At 61.7% G+C, this 17,947-nt stretch carries 17 protein-coding genes; 15 read left to right on the top strand and 2 right to left on the bottom strand.

Features of this window, described 5'->3' with window-relative positions; genetic code table 11:
- Positions 1 to 123: a hypothetical protein gene (locus tag OVA00_RS38035; protein WP_255381371.1), complete on the top strand. Its 123-nt coding sequence runs from the start codon at positions 1 to 3 to the stop codon at positions 121 to 123.
- A gap of 124 nt (positions 124 to 247) precedes the next feature.
- Here the strand turns inward: OVA00_RS38035 and OVA00_RS38030 are convergent, their stop codons facing one another.
- The gene (locus tag OVA00_RS38030; RefSeq protein WP_268090978.1) at positions 248 to 1,681 is read right to left on the bottom strand and encodes an aldehyde dehydrogenase family protein; all 1,434 of its coding nucleotides are present in this window, start codon (positions 1,679 to 1,681) and stop codon (positions 248 to 250) included.
- 220 nt (positions 1,682 to 1,901) lie between these two features.
- Between OVA00_RS38030 and OVA00_RS38025 the strand changes: the two genes are divergently transcribed.
- The 8 genes from OVA00_RS38025 (at position 1,902) to OVA00_RS37990 (ending at position 10,334) form a co-directional block, all read left to right on the top strand.
- Positions 1,902 to 2,936, top strand: coding sequence for an ABC transporter substrate-binding protein (locus OVA00_RS38025; RefSeq protein WP_060518084.1), 1,035 nt, complete (start codon positions 1,902 to 1,904; stop codon positions 2,934 to 2,936).
- Positions 2,937 to 2,940: 4 nt separating this feature from the next.
- Positions 2,941 to 3,744 (top strand): ABC transporter ATP-binding protein, encoded by an 804-nt coding sequence (locus OVA00_RS38020; protein ID WP_034796056.1) that lies wholly within the window; start codon positions 2,941 to 2,943, stop codon positions 3,742 to 3,744.
- A complete protein-coding gene (locus tag OVA00_RS38015) occupies positions 3,744 to 4,580 on the top strand; it encodes an ABC transporter permease (protein ID WP_268090977.1) in 837 nt (278 codons plus the stop codon). The genes OVA00_RS38020 and OVA00_RS38015 overlap by 1 nt, the downstream gene beginning before the upstream one ends.
- A gap of 113 nt (positions 4,581 to 4,693) precedes the next feature.
- Positions 4,694 to 6,049: an FAD-dependent oxidoreductase gene (locus tag OVA00_RS38010; protein WP_060644542.1), complete on the top strand. Its 1,356-nt coding sequence runs from the start codon at positions 4,694 to 4,696 to the stop codon at positions 6,047 to 6,049.
- On the top strand, positions 6,046 to 7,203 hold the full coding sequence (locus tag OVA00_RS38005; protein WP_060518083.1) for a CaiB/BaiF CoA transferase family protein: 1,158 nt from the start codon (positions 6,046 to 6,048) through the stop codon (positions 7,201 to 7,203). The genes OVA00_RS38010 and OVA00_RS38005 overlap by 4 nt, the downstream gene beginning before the upstream one ends.
- Positions 7,200 to 7,973, top strand: coding sequence for an enoyl-CoA hydratase-related protein (locus tag OVA00_RS38000; protein ID WP_268090976.1), 774 nt, complete (start codon positions 7,200 to 7,202; stop codon positions 7,971 to 7,973). Before OVA00_RS38005 ends, OVA00_RS38000 begins: the two co-directional genes overlap by 4 nt.
- Before the next feature lie 43 nt (positions 7,974 to 8,016).
- Positions 8,017 to 8,940, top strand: a complete 924-nt coding sequence (locus tag OVA00_RS37995; RefSeq protein WP_034796085.1) for a LysR family transcriptional regulator — start codon at positions 8,017 to 8,019, stop codon at positions 8,938 to 8,940.
- Positions 8,941 to 9,068: 128 nt separating this feature from the next.
- Positions 9,069 to 10,334 (top strand): amidohydrolase family protein, encoded by a 1,266-nt coding sequence (locus OVA00_RS37990; RefSeq protein ID WP_326494181.1) that lies wholly within the window; start codon positions 9,069 to 9,071, stop codon positions 10,332 to 10,334.
- A 56-nt stretch (positions 10,335 to 10,390) separates the two neighbouring features.
- On the opposite strand, the gene fdxA is transcribed toward OVA00_RS37990, so the two are convergent.
- Positions 10,391 to 10,729 (bottom strand): ferredoxin, encoded by a 339-nt coding sequence (fdxA, locus tag OVA00_RS37985; RefSeq protein WP_060644539.1) that lies wholly within the window; start codon positions 10,727 to 10,729, stop codon positions 10,391 to 10,393.
- Between the two features lie 456 nt (positions 10,730 to 11,185).
- On the opposite strand from fdxA, the gene OVA00_RS37980 reads away from it, so the two are divergent.
- The 6 genes from OVA00_RS37980 to OVA00_RS37955 all read left to right on the top strand — a co-directional run bounded on the left by OVA00_RS37980 (position 11,186) and on the right by OVA00_RS37955 (position 17,915).
- Positions 11,186 to 12,040 carry a type IV toxin-antitoxin system AbiEi family antitoxin domain-containing protein gene (locus OVA00_RS37980; protein ID WP_326494165.1) on the top strand — a complete coding sequence of 285 codons (855 nt, stop codon included), beginning with the start codon at positions 11,186 to 11,188 and terminating at the stop codon, positions 12,038 to 12,040.
- Entirely contained in the window at positions 12,030 to 12,947 is a 918-nt protein-coding gene (locus OVA00_RS37975; protein ID WP_268090974.1) for a nucleotidyl transferase AbiEii/AbiGii toxin family protein, read from the top strand. The genes OVA00_RS37980 and OVA00_RS37975 overlap by 11 nt, the downstream gene beginning before the upstream one ends.
- 772 nt (positions 12,948 to 13,719) lie before the next feature.
- The gene (locus tag OVA00_RS37970; protein ID WP_268091163.1) at positions 13,720 to 15,849 is read left to right on the top strand and encodes an OmpA family protein; all 2,130 of its coding nucleotides are present in this window, start codon (positions 13,720 to 13,722) and stop codon (positions 15,847 to 15,849) included.
- Positions 15,850 to 15,963: 114 nt separating this feature from the next.
- Positions 15,964 to 16,098 carry a hypothetical protein gene (locus OVA00_RS37965; RefSeq protein ID WP_268090973.1) on the top strand — a complete coding sequence of 45 codons (135 nt, stop codon included), beginning with the start codon at positions 15,964 to 15,966 and terminating at the stop codon, positions 16,096 to 16,098.
- 83 nt (positions 16,099 to 16,181) lie between these two features.
- Positions 16,182 to 17,210 (top strand): four-carbon acid sugar kinase family protein, encoded by a 1,029-nt coding sequence (locus OVA00_RS37960; RefSeq protein WP_268090972.1) that lies wholly within the window; start codon positions 16,182 to 16,184, stop codon positions 17,208 to 17,210.
- A gap of 3 nt (positions 17,211 to 17,213) precedes the next feature.
- Positions 17,214 to 17,915, top strand: coding sequence for a FadR/GntR family transcriptional regulator (locus tag OVA00_RS37955; protein ID WP_034796126.1), 702 nt, complete (start codon positions 17,214 to 17,216; stop codon positions 17,913 to 17,915).
- The last annotated feature ends 32 nt before the right edge of the window (positions 17,916 to 17,947 follow it).

Below are 17,947 nucleotides of genomic sequence, written 5' to 3'. Positions count from 1 at the left end.
ATGCAGGGCCAGGAAACTTTCCTTGAAAGAACGTTGCGTATCGGTGTGATCGTTGTGGTCGCGATCCTGCTTGCGGCGATCCAGTACGTGGTGTCTTCGCGAGGCCTCTATCCGGTTCTCTGAGAGAAAATCGCGACCTCCTGAGCTGGCGGCCTCGGAAATTATCCTTGCGGCCTCATCTGTATATCGAAACAGCCCCGCCGCCCAACACCGAGATGGATGTTGGAGGCCGGGGCTTGCCTCACATTTAAGCGAGCGTGTAGGCCGTCTTGACGGTGGTGTAGAACTCGGCGGCGTAGCGCCCCTGCTCGCGCGAGCCGTGGGACGAGCCCTTGCGCCCGCCGAAGGGCACGTGGAAATCGACGCCCGCCGTCGGCAGGTTGACCATCACCATGCCGGCTTCGGCATTGCGCTTGAAATGGGTCGCGTGCTTGAGGCTGGTGGTGGCGATGCCCGAGGACAGACCGAAGGGCGTGTCGTTGGCGACCGTGAGCGCCTCATCGTAGTCCTTGACGCGGATGACGGATGCGACCGGCCCGAAGATCTCTTCCCGGCTGATGCGCATCGCGTTCGTCGCTTCGGTAAACAGCGCCGGCTGCAGGTAGAAGCCGGGCGTGTCGCGCTTCAGAAGCTCGCCGCCGAAGGCAAGCTTGGCGCCTTCCTGTCGGCCGATGGCGATATAGTCGGTGTCCTGGTTGAGCTGGCTCTCATCGACCACCGGACCGATCTGGGTGCCGGCCTTCAAGGCGTCGTCGATCACAAGCCCCTTCATCCGTTCGCCCATGGCCGCCACGAAGCGATCATGAATGCCCTCGGTGACGATGAGGCGCGACGATGCCGTGCAACGCTGGCCGGTCGAGAAGAAGGCGGAGTTGACCGCGGCTTCCACTGCAACATTGAGGTCGGCGTCATCGAGCACGACGAAGGGGTTCTTGCCGCCCATCTCCAGCTGGTATTTGCGATTGTGTTCGACCGAGGCGAGCGCCACGCGTTTGCCCGTGCCGGTCGAGCCGGTGAAGGTGATGGCGTGAATGTCGGGACTGTCGAGCATCGCCTGGCCGACGACCGAGCCCTTGCCCATCACGAGGTTCAACACGCCCTTCGGCAGGCCGGCACGGTGAAGAATGTCGGCGATCGCCCAGGAACTGCCGGGCACCAGTTCGGCCGGCTTGAAGACGACGGTGTTGCCGTAGCAAAGCGCCGGCGCGATCTTCCAGGCGGGAATGGCGATCGGGAAGTTCCAGGGCGTGATGATGCCGACGACACCGACCGGCTCGCGGGTGATCTCGACGCCGATATTGGGTCTTGCCGACGGCAGCACCTCGCCCGCCAACCGCAGGCACTCGCCGGCGAAGAAGTCGAAGATCTGGCCGGCTCGCACCGTCTCGCCGATGCCTTCGGCCAAGGTCTTGCCTTCCTCACGCGACAAGAGCTTCCCGAGTTCGTCCTTGCGGGCAAGGATCTCGTCGGCGGTCTTCCTCAGGATCGCGTGGCGCTCGAGGATACCCGAGCGCGACCAGGCCGGAAACGCCGCCTTGGCGGCAGCGATCGCTGCGCGCGCATCCTCGGCTGACGCACGGGCGTATTCGCCGACCACGTCGTTGGTATCGGACGGGTTGATGTTGCGGAACGCTTCGCTACCGGCGATCCATTCCCCATCGATCAGGTTTTTCTGCACCATATCTATCCTCCGCGGCGCTCACACTTTGATCATGTCTCTGCTTATCGGATGCGATGGATCCGGCAGAAAGAACAATCTTTCGACCCCGCCATTGCCAAAACGGCAAACCCAAATCGCGACCCGAGCGTTGCCGTATCGGCAATGCCAACCGCTAAAAATTGTGCTTTATGAGATGCCAAATTCCATCATCATCGCTCCCATAACAAGCAAGGGGAACGATATGTCTCGTTTTATGATGAACCGCCGAGGTTTCCTTTCGAATGCGGCCGCAATGGGCGCGATTGCCGCAACTCATAGCCTCATCAATGTTTCACCAGGCCTTGCGGCCGATTCCGCGACGATACGCATGCAGCTCGGTTGGCTGCCATCGAACGGGCTTCTCGGAGAGCTCGTGGCCCGCAAGAAGGGTTACTACGCCGAGAAGAGCATAGAGCTCGAAATCGTGCCCGGCGGACCGAATGTCGATGGTGTTGCGGGTGTTGCCGTTGGCCAGTCGACCATCGGTCAGATTTCCTCCAGCCCGTCAGTCATGCTGGCTCGTTCGGCCGGCGCACCGATCAAGGCATTTGCCGCCGGCTACCAAAAACATCCCTTCGCCTATTTCTCTCGCAAGGCAAATCCGATCGCCAAGCCTCAGGACATGATTGGCAAGACGATCGCCGCGATCCCGACCTCGGTCATTCTTCTGCGCGCGCTTCTCGCCAAGAACGGCATATCGGAAGACCAGGTCAAGATCGTCAACATGGGCTCGGACATGAACCAGCTCGTGACCGGCCAGGCCGATGCGGTCTGTGGCTGGCTGACGAACGTCAACGCCCTGAAAGTGCTTGGAGATGACCGGGTCGATCTGACGCTCTGGGATGGCGGTATCCGGCTTTATGCCAACGTCTACTATACCACCGACGACCAGTTGCAAAATCACGCGGACCAGCTCGCAGCCTTCGTATCCAGTTCGGCGCGCGGGTGGGGTTATGCCCGCGACCATCAGGAAGAGGCCGTCGACATCCTGCTTGAATCCTACCCCAACCTCGACAAGGCGAGCGAGCTGGAGGCCATCGGACCGCTGATGAAGTTCGTGTTCAACGAAACCACCGCGAGCGAGGGTTGGGGAGGCATGGACCAGGCAAACTGGGCGGAGCAAATCAAGACCTATGCGGACCTCGGCCAGTTCACAGGTCCGGTTCCCAACGTCGACGACGTCTACACAATGGCAATCCTGGATGCGACAGCCGATGTCCGCAAGAGCGTAGGATAAGGCGATGTTGGAAACGCTTATCAGACCCGGCCAGGCTTCGCTCGGCAACGCCGCGGTGTCGGTGAAGAACCTTCACATTCGCTTTGGCGCGGATGATTCAGGCTTCACCGCACTCTCCGATGTCTCGGTCGAGATACCGGCCGGCTCGCTCGTGACCATGCTCGGCCCATCCGGCTGCGGCAAGTCGACTTTGTTGCGTACCGTCGCGGATCTCGTGCACATCACCGACGGTTCGGTGTCCGTCCATGGCCAGACACCGCGCAAGGCGCGCGAGGGGCGCGATTTCGCCTTCGTCTTCCAGGAAGCGACGCTGCTGCCGTGGCGCAATGTGATCGACAATGTACGTCTCCCGCTGCTGGTGGGAAAACGCGAACCGGGCGCGACCTATGCCGATCCGGAAGAGCTTCTCGCCCTCGTGGGCTTGAAGGGGCGCGAGAAGGCGATGCCGCACGAATTGTCGGGCGGCCAGCGCCAGCGCGTGGCGATCGCCCGGGCACTGGTGACCCGCCCGCGTATTCTCTTGATGGACGAGCCTTTCGGCGCGCTCGACGAGATCACGCGCGACAAGCTGAACGAAGAACTGCTGCGCCTCTGGCAGGAAACCGGCACGACGATCCTCTTCGTCACCCATTCGATCCCCGAGGCCGTCTTCCTCGGTCAACATGTGCTGATGCTCGCTGCCCATCCCGGCCGCGTCAAAGAATTCATGAAAGTCGACTTGCCCTATCCGCGAACTCTCGCGATGCGCGACACGGTCGAGTTCATCCAGGTGACCGCCCACCTGCGCAAACTTTTGGGAGAATGCTGATGGTGAATGCCCTTCCTTCACAGGCGGAAGGCCGCGCTTTGACCGACGGCAACCGGTTCCGGATACTCGATGGTCTTGCCGCTGCGATCCTGCGACATCTTCCGGCGACACTCGCGATCCTTGGCTGCATCCTTTTGTGGCAACTCGTCGTCTGGGGTTTTTCGGTGCCGACCTTCATGGCGCCCGGACCGGTCGACGTCATCAAGGCCTTCGGCGAAAACGCCGGCGTGCTCTGGACGAACTTCTGGCCGACGCTCATGGAGGCCGTTCTCGGTTTCATCTTCGGCAATGTCATCGCCGTCCTTCTGGCGGTCTGGTTCGTCTATAGCCCGCTCGCGGAACGCGCCTTCTATCCGATCGCCGTCATCATCAAGTCGATCCCGATCATCGCGCTTGCCCCGATCCTGGTGCTGCTTGTCGGCAACGGCATCGCGCCGAAGATCATCATCGCCGGCCTGATCTGCTTCTTCCCGACGCTGGTCAACATGGTGCAGGGACTGAAATCGGCGAGCCCCGCAATGCTCGACCTGATGCGCATCCTGTCTGCCAGCAATTCCGAGATCTTCTGGAAGGTTCGCCTGCCGGGCTCGCTGCCCTTCCTTTTCGCCGCGCTGAAGATTGCGGCGACCAGCAGCGTGATGGGTGCGATCGTCGCCGAATGGATCGGCTCCAGCTACGGTCTCGGTGCGCTGATCATCGAGGCGACCTACAATTTCCGCTCGCCGCTGCTTTACGCGACGGTGGTGATTGCGGCCTCGCTTGCCGTGGTTCTCTTCTTTGCCGTCTCCTACGCGGAATCGAAGATCGTCCGCTGGAAACCGACGACGGACCACTGACCCCCAAACCCTTTGCTACCGGACCTGGATAACCGGGTCCGGTCCACCGACGAAGTCACTGGCTGTGAGCTCCTCACATTTCGCCGGACACGTCCCCTATGGAGGAAACAACTATGGAAACAATCAGAGAACCCCTGCGCAATGCCCGGATCGTCGACCGCTCGGACGTCGTCGTCGTCGGCGGTGGACCGGCTGGGATCTCCGCCGCGGTTTCGGCGGCACGCACCGGAGCCAGCGTCACGCTTATCGAACGCTATCCCTATGTCGGCGGCCTTGCCGCAGGCGGTATGGTTCTGGTGCTCGACGACATGGTCAACGGCGTCGAAATCACCGTGCGTGGCATCTGCATGGAAATGATCGAACGGATGAAGACGCTCGGCCTTTGCGTCACGCCGACGGATGGCGACCGCCAGCTCGATATTCGCGATACGCCGGAGGCCTGGCAAAGATGGGCGCGCTGGGGCCTGTTCGACTTCCACACGCCGTCTGCGCCGCACCCGATCTGCTATGCGGCCGCCTTCGATCCGGACGCCTTCAAGCGCGTCTCCTATGACATCCTGCGCGAATCCGGCGTGAAGCTGAGGACCCATAGCTGGTTCTCCTCGGCGATCCTCGAGAACGGCACGATCAAGGGTGTGGTTTGCCAGACGAAATCCGGCCGCGAGGCCATCATGGGCGACGTCGTCATCGACGCCTCGGGCGACCTCGACGTTGCGGCCGATGCCGGCGCCCAGCATACGGACGGCAATTTCATCCTGACGACGGTTTCCCGCTGGGGGGGCATCGACACTGAAGCCGCCGAGCGCTTCGAATTTGAGGAACCCGAAAAGTTCAAGGCAATCGACCACGAGGCCAAGCGTCTGATTGGCGGTTGCTGGTCGTTCTGGTGGCTGAAGACCCCGCTGCCGGGCGTCATCTGGCTCAACTGCCCGCACATGCCGAAGCTCTCTGGCCTCCGTGTCGAAGACTTAACCTATGCGGAACTCGAGGGCCGTGGCCGCATTGCCCGCCTGCTCGACTTCGCCCGCGCCAACCTGCCGGGCTTCGAAAATGCCCATGTGATCGACTTTGCGCCGCAGACGGGCGTGCGCCAGTCGCGACTGCTCCAGGGCGAATATGTCGTCACCAAGGACGACGTGATGAACCGCCAGCACTTCACCGACACAGTGTGCCGTGGCCGCGACTACTACACGCCCTATAGGGCCATGCTGCCCAAGGAGGTCGATCAGTTGATCGTCGCAGGCCGGCATTATTCCGCGACCATTCAGGCGCAAAAATCGAGCCGCGAGATCCCGCCCTGCATGGCGATGGGCGAGGCGGCCGGTGTTGCCGCCACCGTCGCGCTCAATGCCGGCGTCAAGGTGCGAGACGCCGACGTCAAGGCGATCCAGAAGCAGCTGCGGGCGCAGGGTGCCGATCCCGGCGACGTACCATCCGAAAATGCAACCTATCTGGAGGCCGCAGAATGACGTCTCTTCCCCTCGACGGTATCCGCGTCGTCGACTTTACCCAGGTCATGCTTGGCCCGTGCTGCACGCAGATGCTGGCCGACTACGGCGCCGAGGTCATCAAGGTCGAAAAGGCCAAGATCGGCGACCTCTCGCGCTGGTCGCTGGGCTCCGACCCGGATGGCCTCAACAATCCGGTTTTCTCCTCGCTCAACCGCAACAAGAAGAGCCTTGCACTCGACCTCAAGCAGGACGAGGCGCGGGCAGCCGTCCGCGCGCTGATCGACACTGCCGACGTGGTCGTCAACAATTTCCGTCCTGACGTCATGGAGCGCATGGGTTTCGGCTATGAAGAGCTGAAGCGGACAAACCCACGGCTGATCTACGCCGTCGGCACGGGCTTCGGCCTTGAAGGCCCCTACCGGCACAAGGGCGGGCAGGACATCCTGGCGCAGGCGCTTTCGGGCGTCATGCGGCGCAAGTCCGACGCGAGCCATCCGCTGTCGATCTACGCGACGCCGCTTGCAGACTACTCGGCCGGCATGCACCTGGTGCAGGGCATTCTGCTTGCCTTGCTGCATCGCGAAAAGACCGGGCACGGCCAGCAAGTGGCGGTCAGCCTCTACAGTTCGATGCTCGCCATGCAGATGCAGGAAGGCACCACGCACATGATGCGGGAAAAGGACCTGAACTGGGGCGCCTTCCCGCTGACGGGCGTGTTCGAGACGACCGACGGCGCCATCGTCATGGTCGGTGCCTTCAAGCAGAATCCGCTGCGCGACATCTGCAATGCCCTTGAGATCGAGGACCTGTCCCTCCAGCCGCAATTTGTCGATTTCGACGCGCAGATGCAGCGCCGTCCGGATTTGCAGCAAATCTTCCGCGAGGCGTTCGCAAAAAACAGCAGCGCCCATTGGCTCGGCCGCTTGGAACAGGTGGACATTCTCTGCGCACCGGTACGCTCGCTTCCCGAAGCCCTTAACGACGAGCAGACGACGATCAACGGCATGATCCTGGACGCGGGAGAGACGAAGGCCGGTCCGATCCGGCTGGTTGGTTCGCCGATCGACATGTCGGCGGCGACCGTGACGGTTCGCATCGCGCCGCCGACGCTCGGCGAGCACAATGACGAGATCCTTTCAGGGCTTTCGGTTCGTCAGGGAGATGCGGCATGAGCGTCACCTTCGTGGTAGAGGATCGCGTCGCAAGCGTCACTCTCAACCGTCCCGAGCGGATGAACGCGGTGGATGCCGCAACCGAGCGCGAACTGGATGCGATCTGGGAGGAGATCGAAGCACGCGACGACATCAGCTGCGTCGTCTTGACGGGCGCCGGCGAACGGGCGTTCTGCGCCGGGGCGGATCTGAAGGGGGCTGAAAAGACCGGCCTTGATTACTGGACCGAAAGCCGGCCGAACGGCTTTGGAGGACTGGCCTTTCGCCGCTCTCTGGATGCTCCTGTCATCGCGAGGGTCAATGGCTATGCGCTCGGTGGTGGATTCGAGATGGTTCTCGGCTGCGATATCGTCATAGCTTCGACGGAGGCGGCCTTCGGCCTGCCCGAGGCTCGCGTCGGGCGCCTGCCGCTCGATGGCGGCATGGTGCTTCTTCAGCGCCGGATCCCGCACAACCTTGCCATGGGTGTGCTGTTGACCGGGCGGCGGTTCTCGGCCGCCGAGATGCACGCCTTTGGTATCGTCAACGAACTTGCCGAACCGGGCGAACTCGACGCGGCCGTCTCCCGCTGGGTGAAGGAAATCGTCGCCTGTGCGCCGCTCTCGCTGCGCGCCATCAAGCAGACGGTCAATCGCACCGGGCACCTGTCTCCGGCGGAAGCCCAGGGATTACGCACACCCGCGCTTGTGAAGGCGCTGAACAGCGAGGATGCGCTGGAAGGTGTGCGCGCTTTTCAGGAGAAGCGCGCGCCCGTTTGGAGGGGACGGTGAGCGTGTTATAGGTCGGGGCCTAGGGGAGGAGGGGTCCAATCGAATGCACGCCAGCATCCTGAAATACTTCGTCTCGGTCGCTCGGTCCGGGTCCATTCGCAAGGCCTCCGAGGAGCTTCATGTCGCATCCTCGGCGGTCAGCCGGCAGATCAAGAAACTGGAGGACGAGCTTGGGATCGCGCTCTTCGAGCGGCTCTCGAATGGTCTGAGGCTGACTGTTGCCGGGGAAAACGTGCTGCGCCACGCCCGGGTGACGCTGGAAAATTTCGAACTGCTGCGCAGCGACCTCGGCGCCCTGCAGGGGAAAAAGACCGGTCGCGTGCAGATGTCCTGCCTCGATAGCCTCGCGATCCAATTCCTGCCGGACATGGTCAACGCGTTCCACAGTATCCATCCCGGCGTGAGCTTTCACATCCACACCGCCGGCCACGGCAATATCAGCAGCCTGGTCGCCGAGGGCGATGTCGATATGGGCCTGACCTTCGATCTGGCCCGGCCGGACGATACCGAGATGCTCTTTCGCGTGCCGATGCCGCTGATGGCCTTCGTCGGACGGGAACATCCGCTGGCCAAACAGCGGCAGGTTTCGCTTGCCGAATGCGCCCAGTACGACCTTCTCCTGCAACTCGACACGCAACCGATCCGCTCGCTCATCGAAATCGAACTCTCGGTCTTCGAGCGGACCGGGCGGCCTTTTGTTCTCTCGAACAGCCAGATGATGCTCAAACCTTTCATCCTGTCCGGGCAGGGCGTGGCTTTCTTCACGCCGATCGGTTTCCTCGCCGAGATCAGGTCGGGCGATCTCGTCGCCATACCGCTTTCCGGCTCGCGCCTTCAGAACCTGCATGTCGGGATTCTGGTGCAGCGACGCCGGCAGCGCACGCATGCGGCGGAAGCCGTCATCGAATTTGTCGGCGCGGAACTGCAGAGGTTCAGCGACCAGATCATGGAAGCGATCCATCCGTGAATACAGCATCCGTTCCCGGGCGACTTCTCTTGCGGCCGGGCCACGAGGCCGCAGGGCGCACGCAAAATCTGTTGGATCATTTGCCTGAGGGCGCCTCATGGACGACGATCCCGGCCGGTGCTCTGCTTATGCCGCCGCCCGTCAACGCCCATGACCATGGTTATGGCATCCGCACGCTCGATTTTGGCAACGCGGACGATGCCCTGGAAGTGTGGATCCCGGGACTTCGGCTTCGACCGCGAACCGAGCCCTATCTGGAAGCGCTGGTGGCCTTCTCAAGGTTGGCCCAAACGGGCGTCGGCGCGACCATGCATTGCCATAATTCTTTGAACATCGACCGTCTCGTCGACGAGGCAGGCGCGGTCATGCGCGCGGCGTGCGATGCAGGCATAAGGCTTGCGCTTTCCTGCCCGCTTCTCGACTACGATCCGTGGGCCTATGACGGCGGGCCTCAGCGATTGCGGCCATATCTTGATCCGGCAGACTGGGACGATCTCAGCGGCTCGATCCCGAGCTATGCGTCGCCATCGGTGCAGATCTCGGCAGCCGACGCGGTCGCTGCGGCCAACACAAGTCCGTTGATCGATGTGCAGTATGGTCCGATCGGGCCGCAATGGTGTTCCAATGCACTGCTCGAAGCGATCGCCGAGGCCTCTCACGCAACCGGCCGGCGCATTCACATGCATCTCCTTGAAAGCCCGAGGCAGAGGCAATGGCTGGATCGGCGCTTTCCGCAAGGGGTTGTCCGATACCTCGACGAGATCGGCTTCCTTTCGCCCCGCCTCGCCGTCGCCCACGGCGTCCAGCTGCGACCGGACGAGTTGGAGCTGCTGGCTGCGCGCGGCGTGCAGCTCGTTTCGAACCCTTCGGCGAATTTGCGCCTGCGTTCAGGCGTGGCGCCGGTCGCCACCATTCCGCCAAGCGGCCCCGCTTTCGCGTTCGGCCTCGACGGAACGGGCTTTGACGATGACCAGGATCTCTGGCGCGAATTGCGCCTTGCCCATCTGCTGCATGGCGGCCGCGACCTGACGCGAACCTTTACGGTGGGACGTGTCTTCGATGCCGCGATCCATGTCGGCGCCAAGGTGGTGAACGCCCCGGCGAACGAAGACCTGGTGCTCGTGGACTATGCTGCGCTGGTTGCCGACAGCCTGATGGACGACCTGGATGAAGCGGAGGTGCTGCTTACCCGGATGACGGCCGCGCATGCAAAGGCGCTCTATGTCGGTGGACAGGAGATCATGTGCGATGGACGGTTGACCCGGGTCGATTTCGAGGCTGCCCGGGCCGAACTCCTGCAGCAGGCGCGCGCTGACCTTCCGCGGCTGACCGCCGAGCGCGGACGCGTGACCAAACTGGCCGCGGCAACAAGGGCCTATTACGCCAGCTGGTGAGCGCGGCGACAAGGCGGTAGGCGTCACCCGCTGGTCTCCTATAGGGGGCGGACTTGCTAAGCGATCGCGGCTGCCTTTTCGAAGGCGGCAACGAAAGGATGGTCCTGCGTCGTGGAGCACTCCTTGTTCCAGCCGCCGGGCGACCCCATCCCCGTGACATCAGACCCGAAGAACTCCTTGTTCACAGCGATGAAGTGGCGCTGGTTGTTTGGTATCTCCTGATCCCAGACAATGGCATCGACGGGGCAGATCGAAAGACAGAGCCCGCAATTTATGCATTCGTCGGGGTGGATGTAGAAGGTGCGGCCACCCTCGTAAATGCAGTCCACAGGGCAGGCGGCGGTGCAGTCGCCATCCTTCACGTCGATGCAGGGTTCGGTAATGACATAGGCCATCTTGCGGATCTCTGAAGAGTTGCTTGCACGGCCAATTATTCAGAGTTTCCCTTGCCGAAGAAGCACAGATATTCGCAAGGTCGATTGCCAAAAAGGCAACGTCCGGGGCCCGTTCTTTCGTGCTTGGGCCTGTCGCCATGGCGAAGTGCTGCACAAGCGCGAGCCGTGGAGCGCGCGTGACCGCCCGAACGTAGAGAGAGCCGGCAATCCCGAATGCGAGCTCGGTTGAAAGGCGTCGGTGATCGCTGCGACAGTTATCGCGATCCGATCTCGTGGTGGCAACGGGACGAGAAGACAACAGGCCAACGATTCCCGGGCGCGTTGATTGCGGCTATCAAAAACCGAGAGAAAAAAACGGACGACCCACTTTGGATGAGCCGATTTTTGTCAATTTTCAATTGACATTTGCAGCTTTCATTAAAGTAGCAGTGGCGATAACTTTACAGACGCGCTACAATGTCAAACATGAGTGGACAAAGCGAGACAAAGCTAAAGCAGCTTCTCCAAGCCGTCCCACCTGGATTCCTGGTGGACACTGCGTGGATGGCTCGTCACGCCATCTCGCGACAATCGGTTTCGGGCTACGTCAAACGCGGTTGGTTGGAACCAGCATTGACGGGCCTCTATAGACGTCCATTTTCGCCAGACACGAACCCGGATGCCGTTACGGGATGGAAGATCCCTTTGCTTTCGGCCATATGGCTGATGCGGCACAAATTCCACGTTGGCGGGGCAAGTGCTCTCTCCCTGCGGGGCCACAGTCACTATCTCTCGCTCAGCGGCGAGTTCGTTCTTTGCCTCTACGGCTCCGACATTCCGTTGTGGCTGTCGAAACTGCATACCGATGCGCGGATCCTGACCAGAAGCGCCAATTTGTTTGGAGACGCGGCCCTCGGCGTTGAACATTCTGATTTCAATCTATCGGACGATGCCGACGGCGAGCTCGCCCTGAGCCCCTGGCGCTGGCCGATCCCGATGTCGTCTCCCGAACGCGCGATCATCGAAATGCTCGATGAGCTGCCAAAGAGCGAAAGCTTCCACACCGTCGACATGACGTTCGAGAGCCTGGCCAATCTGCGCCCGAAGCTGCTGACAAGACTTCTGGCGGAGTGCCGAAGTGTAAAGACCAAGCGCCTCTTCTTCGTTTATGCAGACAAGCACGGGCACGCCTGGCGCAGGCACATCGACATGTCAGCGATCGATCTCGGCACGGGCGACCGAGCACTCACCCCAGGTGGTCGGCTTCACCCGGCTTACCGAATCACCATTCCAGACGAGCTGATGCCAAAGGAGACGCCCCGTGGCGCGTGAGCAATATATGCGGCAAGTGGAACTCCTGGTGAGGACCCTTCCTTTCATTGCACGTCAGGAAACCTTCGCCCTTAAAGGTGGCACGGCGATCAACCTCTTCTACCGCGACATGCCACGACTATCAGTCGATATTGATCTGACCTATCTCCCGATCGAGGATCGCGAGACGACGCTGAAAGGTATCGACACCACACTCGAGCAAATCCGCGACGACCTACTGCGAAACCTCCGGGGTGTCACGGTGCAGAGGATAGCCGGCGGAGGCAACAACGACACGCGCGTCCTCGTCCGGCAAGGAGGCGCCGAAATCAAGATCGAGACCTCGCCGGTCGCCAGAGGGACGGTCCACCCGCCTGAACTACGACGCGTGAGCGAAGCGGTCGAAGACGAATTCGGCTTTGCGGAAATGCAGGTCGTTTCGTTCGAGGACCTTTTCGGCGGCAAGCTGCATGCAGCTGTCGACCGCCAGCATCCACGTGACTTGTTCGACGTGAAGCTGCTGTACGAGAATGAAGGTGTGACAGATGCGTTGTTTCACACGTTCCTCGTTTATGTCGCAAGCTCCGGCCGACCGCCGCACGAATTGGTGCGTCCGTCGCTCGTGAAGCTCGACGAGGCTTTCGTAAAAGAGTTCGAGGGCATGACATCGGAAGCAGTCAGCCTTAACGAGTTGGAAGGGGTGAGGAACCGATTGACCGGCGATATTCTCGCAAGGCTGGATGAAAAGGCCATGCGGTTCCTTCTAACGCTCCATGACGGCGAGCCCGATTTCGACGCGATCGGCCTTCCACAGGCAGCGGAGCTTCCGGCTGTCCGCTGGAAGGTCCTCAACCTCGTAAAGCTGAAGGAACAGAACCCCGCGAAACACCTCGAACAGCGCCGTGAAATACTGGGCATTCTTTCTTAAATCTGGCTCAGCGGTTCTGGGTACCTCACATCGCCGACATGCCTCACATGCCCAAGCCCAGTCCCTTCTTCAGCCCACACGTGAGTTCATAGGCCCGGCTCAACTCCGCCCGGTGTCCTATTGACAAGGCTGGCGACGTCCTTGATGCGATCGACTACAGCCGGATCTTGCAACCCCAGACGATCGAGCTCCTAATTGAAACTTCCCGGATCCGAACTGCCAAGACGTCGCTCAAGAGCGCGGGCCAGGGCCTTGGCCTCTTCCAGCACCTGGCGGCCTTCCGGCGTGCCGGAGAGCCCCGCGAGCAATGGTGGCGGCGGAGAGAGTTTTTTGCCGATACCACTTCATCCAGGATCAACAGGACGGACGTCTGCTCCGCCGATGGGGCGATCGAACCCCAGCATGCCCAATGCCGCCTCGCGCCTCTACTGAACGGCAATCCGGATCGGCCAGCGTCGCGGCTGGCGGCCGCTCAAGTGGATCGCCACGACCGACAGATATCTTAGTGATCACGGCTGCTCGTACACCTGGCCGATACTCCTCATTTTTGCCTTTCCGTTTCCCGGGACCGGCCGCCCGACCCTGCAGTTGGCAGTTTCGCAATAGGGTCTGCTGGGCGGAACCGTTTGTTCGCTGCTGCGTTGGGACTAGCCTTTGACTGCCACAAAAGTCGGAGGCTCGGGTGATGGCCCCGCTTGTGCCGCGTCTTAAGGCGCGCCGTTCGTACAGCGCCAACGGGCGCTCGGGTCTCCCAGTAACAGGAGTGAAAATCATGTCGATGCCTTCCAAACTTTTCGCAACGGTGGCCCTTCCAGTCTTCGCCGCATCATTCGTGATACAGCCGGCGCTGGCCGAGAACCTGAGGGTGCCGTTCCAGGTCGCTCAGGAAGGCGTCGACCAGCAGTCGCCCGAGGATTTACTGCTGCTCAAGAAGCGCAAGAAGCAGCAGGGCGGGGGGGAAGGGCAGGTAGAACAGCAGCAACCGCAGGCCGAGGAGCCGCAGCGCCAGGCAGAAGAGCCGTCTCGCAAGAAGCGCAAGCAACAGGCTGAGGAACAGCAGCCCGGTACCGAGGAAAGCGCGCCACGGAAGGCTGAAGAACAGCAGGCGCCCGAACGCAAGAAGCGCAAGCACCAGGCAGAAGAACAGCAACCCGCCATCGAGAAAGGCGCTCCGCGGCAGGGTGAAGAGCAACAGGCGCCTCAGCGCAAGAAGCGCAAGCAACAGGCTGAAGAACAGCAGCCCGGTACCGAGGAAAGCGCGCCACGGAAGGCTGAAGAACAACAGGCGCCCGAACGCAAGAAGCGCAAGCAGCAGGCAGAAGAACAGCAACCCGCCATAGAGGAAGGCGCTCCGCGGCAGGCTGAGGAACAACAAGCACCTGAACGCAAGAAGCGCAAAGAGCAGGCAGAAGGACAGCAACCCGCTATAGATGAGAGCACTCCGCAGAACGCTGGGGAAGCGCAGGTACCGGTGCCCAAGAAGCGCAAGCAGCAAGCTGAACGTCAGCAGCCGGAAGAGCAAAAGCTGGCGCCACAGACCGGTGAGAGTGAGCCGCAGCCCGTTCCAGGGTCTGAACAGCCCGCGACGGCCGAACAGCGCCAGAGTGAGGAGCCTCAGGCCAAGCCTGCACCTGTTGTCGTCGACAAGCGCACGAAGGCAGACAAGCGAAAGATCGCCCAGGATCCGGCAGCGACCGACGAAACCATTGTGCTTCCGGTCGATAACGGCGCGGCCGTGCTCGACAGTGACAAGGACGCCGACAAGTCCGGCGGCAACCAGGGGCGCGAGGCTCGGCGCAAGCAGCGCGAAGAATTGCGCGTCCAGGGGAAGAACATAGCGTCACCGACGGATGACGCCGCGGCCCAGGCTGAAATCCCGGCCGACGTGCGGCAGACGGCCGCGCAGAGGATCGAGGCCGGGATGAAGGAGGAAGGTCGACGCGTTGACGCGGTGCCAGCATTCGCGGTTCCGGACACGACGAACATCGTCAACAAGACCGTCATCAACAACAGGACTGTCAACAGCACGACGAACAATGATGTGACCGAGGTGCGCGTCGTCGAGAGGCTCGACGATCGTGTCGTCCTTGGCGTCGGCGACCAGATCTTTGTGCGTGGCGACGATCGTCCGCGCCTGCGCCACGGCGCGCGGGAGGCGTACTACGACGAGCTTCCGCGCGGCCGCGTGCGTGAAACGATCGTGCGCCCGGGCGGCTACCGGATCGTCACCGTCTATGACCGTTACGGTGACGTCTTGCAGCGCTCGCGCGTCGACAGCGACGGCAACGAATATGTGTTGATGTACGCGCCGGACTATCAGGACGAAAGGCGCCCGGCGATCGTCGACGTCGGCTATGACCTGCCGCCGATGCGCCTGACGATCCCGGTCGATGACTACATCGTCGACTATTCGCAGGAGCCGGATCGAGATTACTACGCGTTTCTGTCCGAACCGCCGGTCGAGCGCGTGGAGCGTGTCTATTCCATCGATGAAGTCCGCAATTCCGCCCGTCTCCGTGACAAGGTCCGGCGCATCGATCTCGACACGATCCATTTCGAAACCGGCAGCGCCGAAGTGTCGATGTCACAGGCAAAGACGCTGCGAACGGTCGCCGACGCCATGCAGAAGGTGCTCGGCAAGGATCCCGGTGAAACCTTTTTCATCGAGGGGCACACGGACGCTGTCGGTTCCGACCGGTCGAACCTCGTCCTCTCCGACGAGCGTGCCGAGTCCGTCGCGGTCCTCCTGACGGAAGTCTACGGCATCCCGGCGGAGAACCTGGTGACGCAAGGCTACGGCGAGCGTTTCCTCAAGATCAGTACGCCCGAGCCGGAGGAAGAGAACCGCCGCGTGACCATCCGACGCGTGACGCCACTGGTACGCCCAGTCGCACAGCGATAACGCTCGCGACGTCCAGCCACCATGCGTTCGCGACGGCGCCGGGAAGCTCAGTGTTTGTTCGGTCCGATGACGTGGCGCCCTTAGACGAGAGCGGCGAAAACCGTCGCAGTCCTCGTGATCGAGGTCTATGGCATCGCGCCGGGAAACCTGCCGTTGCGAGGCTATGGCGAGCGCTTCCTGAAAATGGGCGCACGGGAGCTCACGGACGAGAACCGATACTTAACATCGGCCGCGGCAGAGAGCGCCTAATTTGTAATTTTTTGTCAAAAAATATTGACATTTCAATATAAAATGGACAATTAAAGATAACAACAAATCGTCTGGATTTTGAGATGCTCGTCATTGTCGCTGATGATCTGACCGGCGCTCTGGATGCCGCGGCGCCCTTTGCCGCGAGGGGCTTTTATGTCGAAGTCGCTTTGGCGCCCGAGGCGATCGATGATGTCCTGAAAACGGGGCCGGACGTGGTTTCGGTCAATCTCGGATCGCGAGAACGCAGCCCCGCATCCGCCCGGCAACGAACAGTTGCCACGCTCGCTGCGCTGCCTTCGGGTTCGCGCATATTCAAGAAGGTCGACTCCCGTCTTAAGGGCAACATCGTTGCCGAACTCGACGCAATGTCTTTCGGATCGGCGCTCGTGGCGCCCGCCATCCCGGCCTTCGGTCGGGTTGTCATGTCCGGCAGCGTGCAAGGCTTTGGGGTAGATACCCCCATCTCCGTTGCCGAGAAGCTCGGCCGGCATGCGGCCAAGGCCATCATCCCGGACGTATCCACTGAAGCCGAGATGCGCGCCTTGCTTGAGAATGCGGAAAGAAGTGGTACGGATCTGCTGATTGGAGCGCGCGGTTTGGCCGAGGCGCTTGCCGAACGGATGAGTGGCGGTCAACAACCGCGGGCTGCCCAGGTGATTGCCGGTAGGGCTTTGTTCGTCATTGGGTCCCGAGACCCGATTACCCTTGCCCAGATCGACACGCTTCGCAACGACCTTGCCTTATCCTATTTGCCCGCGCCCAACGGGCGGCTTTCGGCCGCAGACGACACCGGCGGCGCAATCACGCTCGTTCAGGCGGTGCCGGGTGAAGGGGAGGTGACGCCGGAGGCCGTTTCCGAGGCGCTTGCCGAGAGCGTCTGTCCGGGCCTTGTCGAACGGGCAGGGACACTGCTTCTGTCCGGCGGCGCAACTGCAGAGGCAGTTTTGAGGAAAATGGGCATCCAGCGTTTTCGCCTGCTGGGCGAGTGCCTGCCCGGCCTGGGCTTGGCTGAGGTCGATGGACGTTGCATCATTGCCAAGTCCGGCGGATTCGGCGCGCCGGATACGCTTAAGGAAATCGCGGAGGCTGTCCTTCGCAAGATGGGATGACGGATGGGACTGGAGAACGGAACAGCACGCAAGAGCCTCGGCGATCTCGTCTTTGAGCGCATGCACCGTGCGATCAAGTCCGGCGCCTACAAGCCGGACGAGCGCTTGCCGACCGAGCACGAACTGGCAAGTGAATTCGAGGTTTCCCGTCCGATCATTCGAGAGGCGTTGCGCCGGCTGCGCGAGCAGGGTTTCATCTATTCACGCCGCGGCGCCGGCAGTTTCGTTCGTGCTGTCGGGATGCGTGAGCCGCTGGGCTTCGGACAACTGGAAAATGTCGCCGATCTTCTGAACTGCTACGAGTTCCGATTGACGGTCGAGCCGGCTGCCGCGCAGGCTGCTGCCGAGCGGCATGACGCGGCCAGCTTGTCCGCCATCCGCCAGGCGTTGGAACTGATGCGGGACGCCACCAACCGGCAATCGCACCGGGAGGATGCGGACTTCCAGTTTCATCTTGCGATCGCACGTGCGGCCCAGAACAGCTATTTTTTCACGGCAATGGAAGCGCTCAAGGATCACATCGCGGTCGGGATGCGGTTTCATGGCGCCTCGGTCAAACGGGAGACGACCGGGCTGACGCGCGTTTTCGGGGAGCACGAAGCGATCGCGGAAGCGATTGCCGCGCGTGAAGGCGTAAAGGCGAGACAACTCATGCATGACCACCTTTCCGGATCCCGCGAACGTCTGTTCCAAGCGACCAAGTAATCGACAAAGCAAAAACCCCGGCAGACGCCGGG

The organism is Ensifer sp. SL37, from assembly GCF_026672675.1.
GTDB classification, from domain to species: Bacteria; Pseudomonadota; Alphaproteobacteria; order Rhizobiales; family Rhizobiaceae; genus Ensifer; species Ensifer adhaerens.
This window is presented reverse-complemented; position numbering and strand designations above follow the sequence as displayed.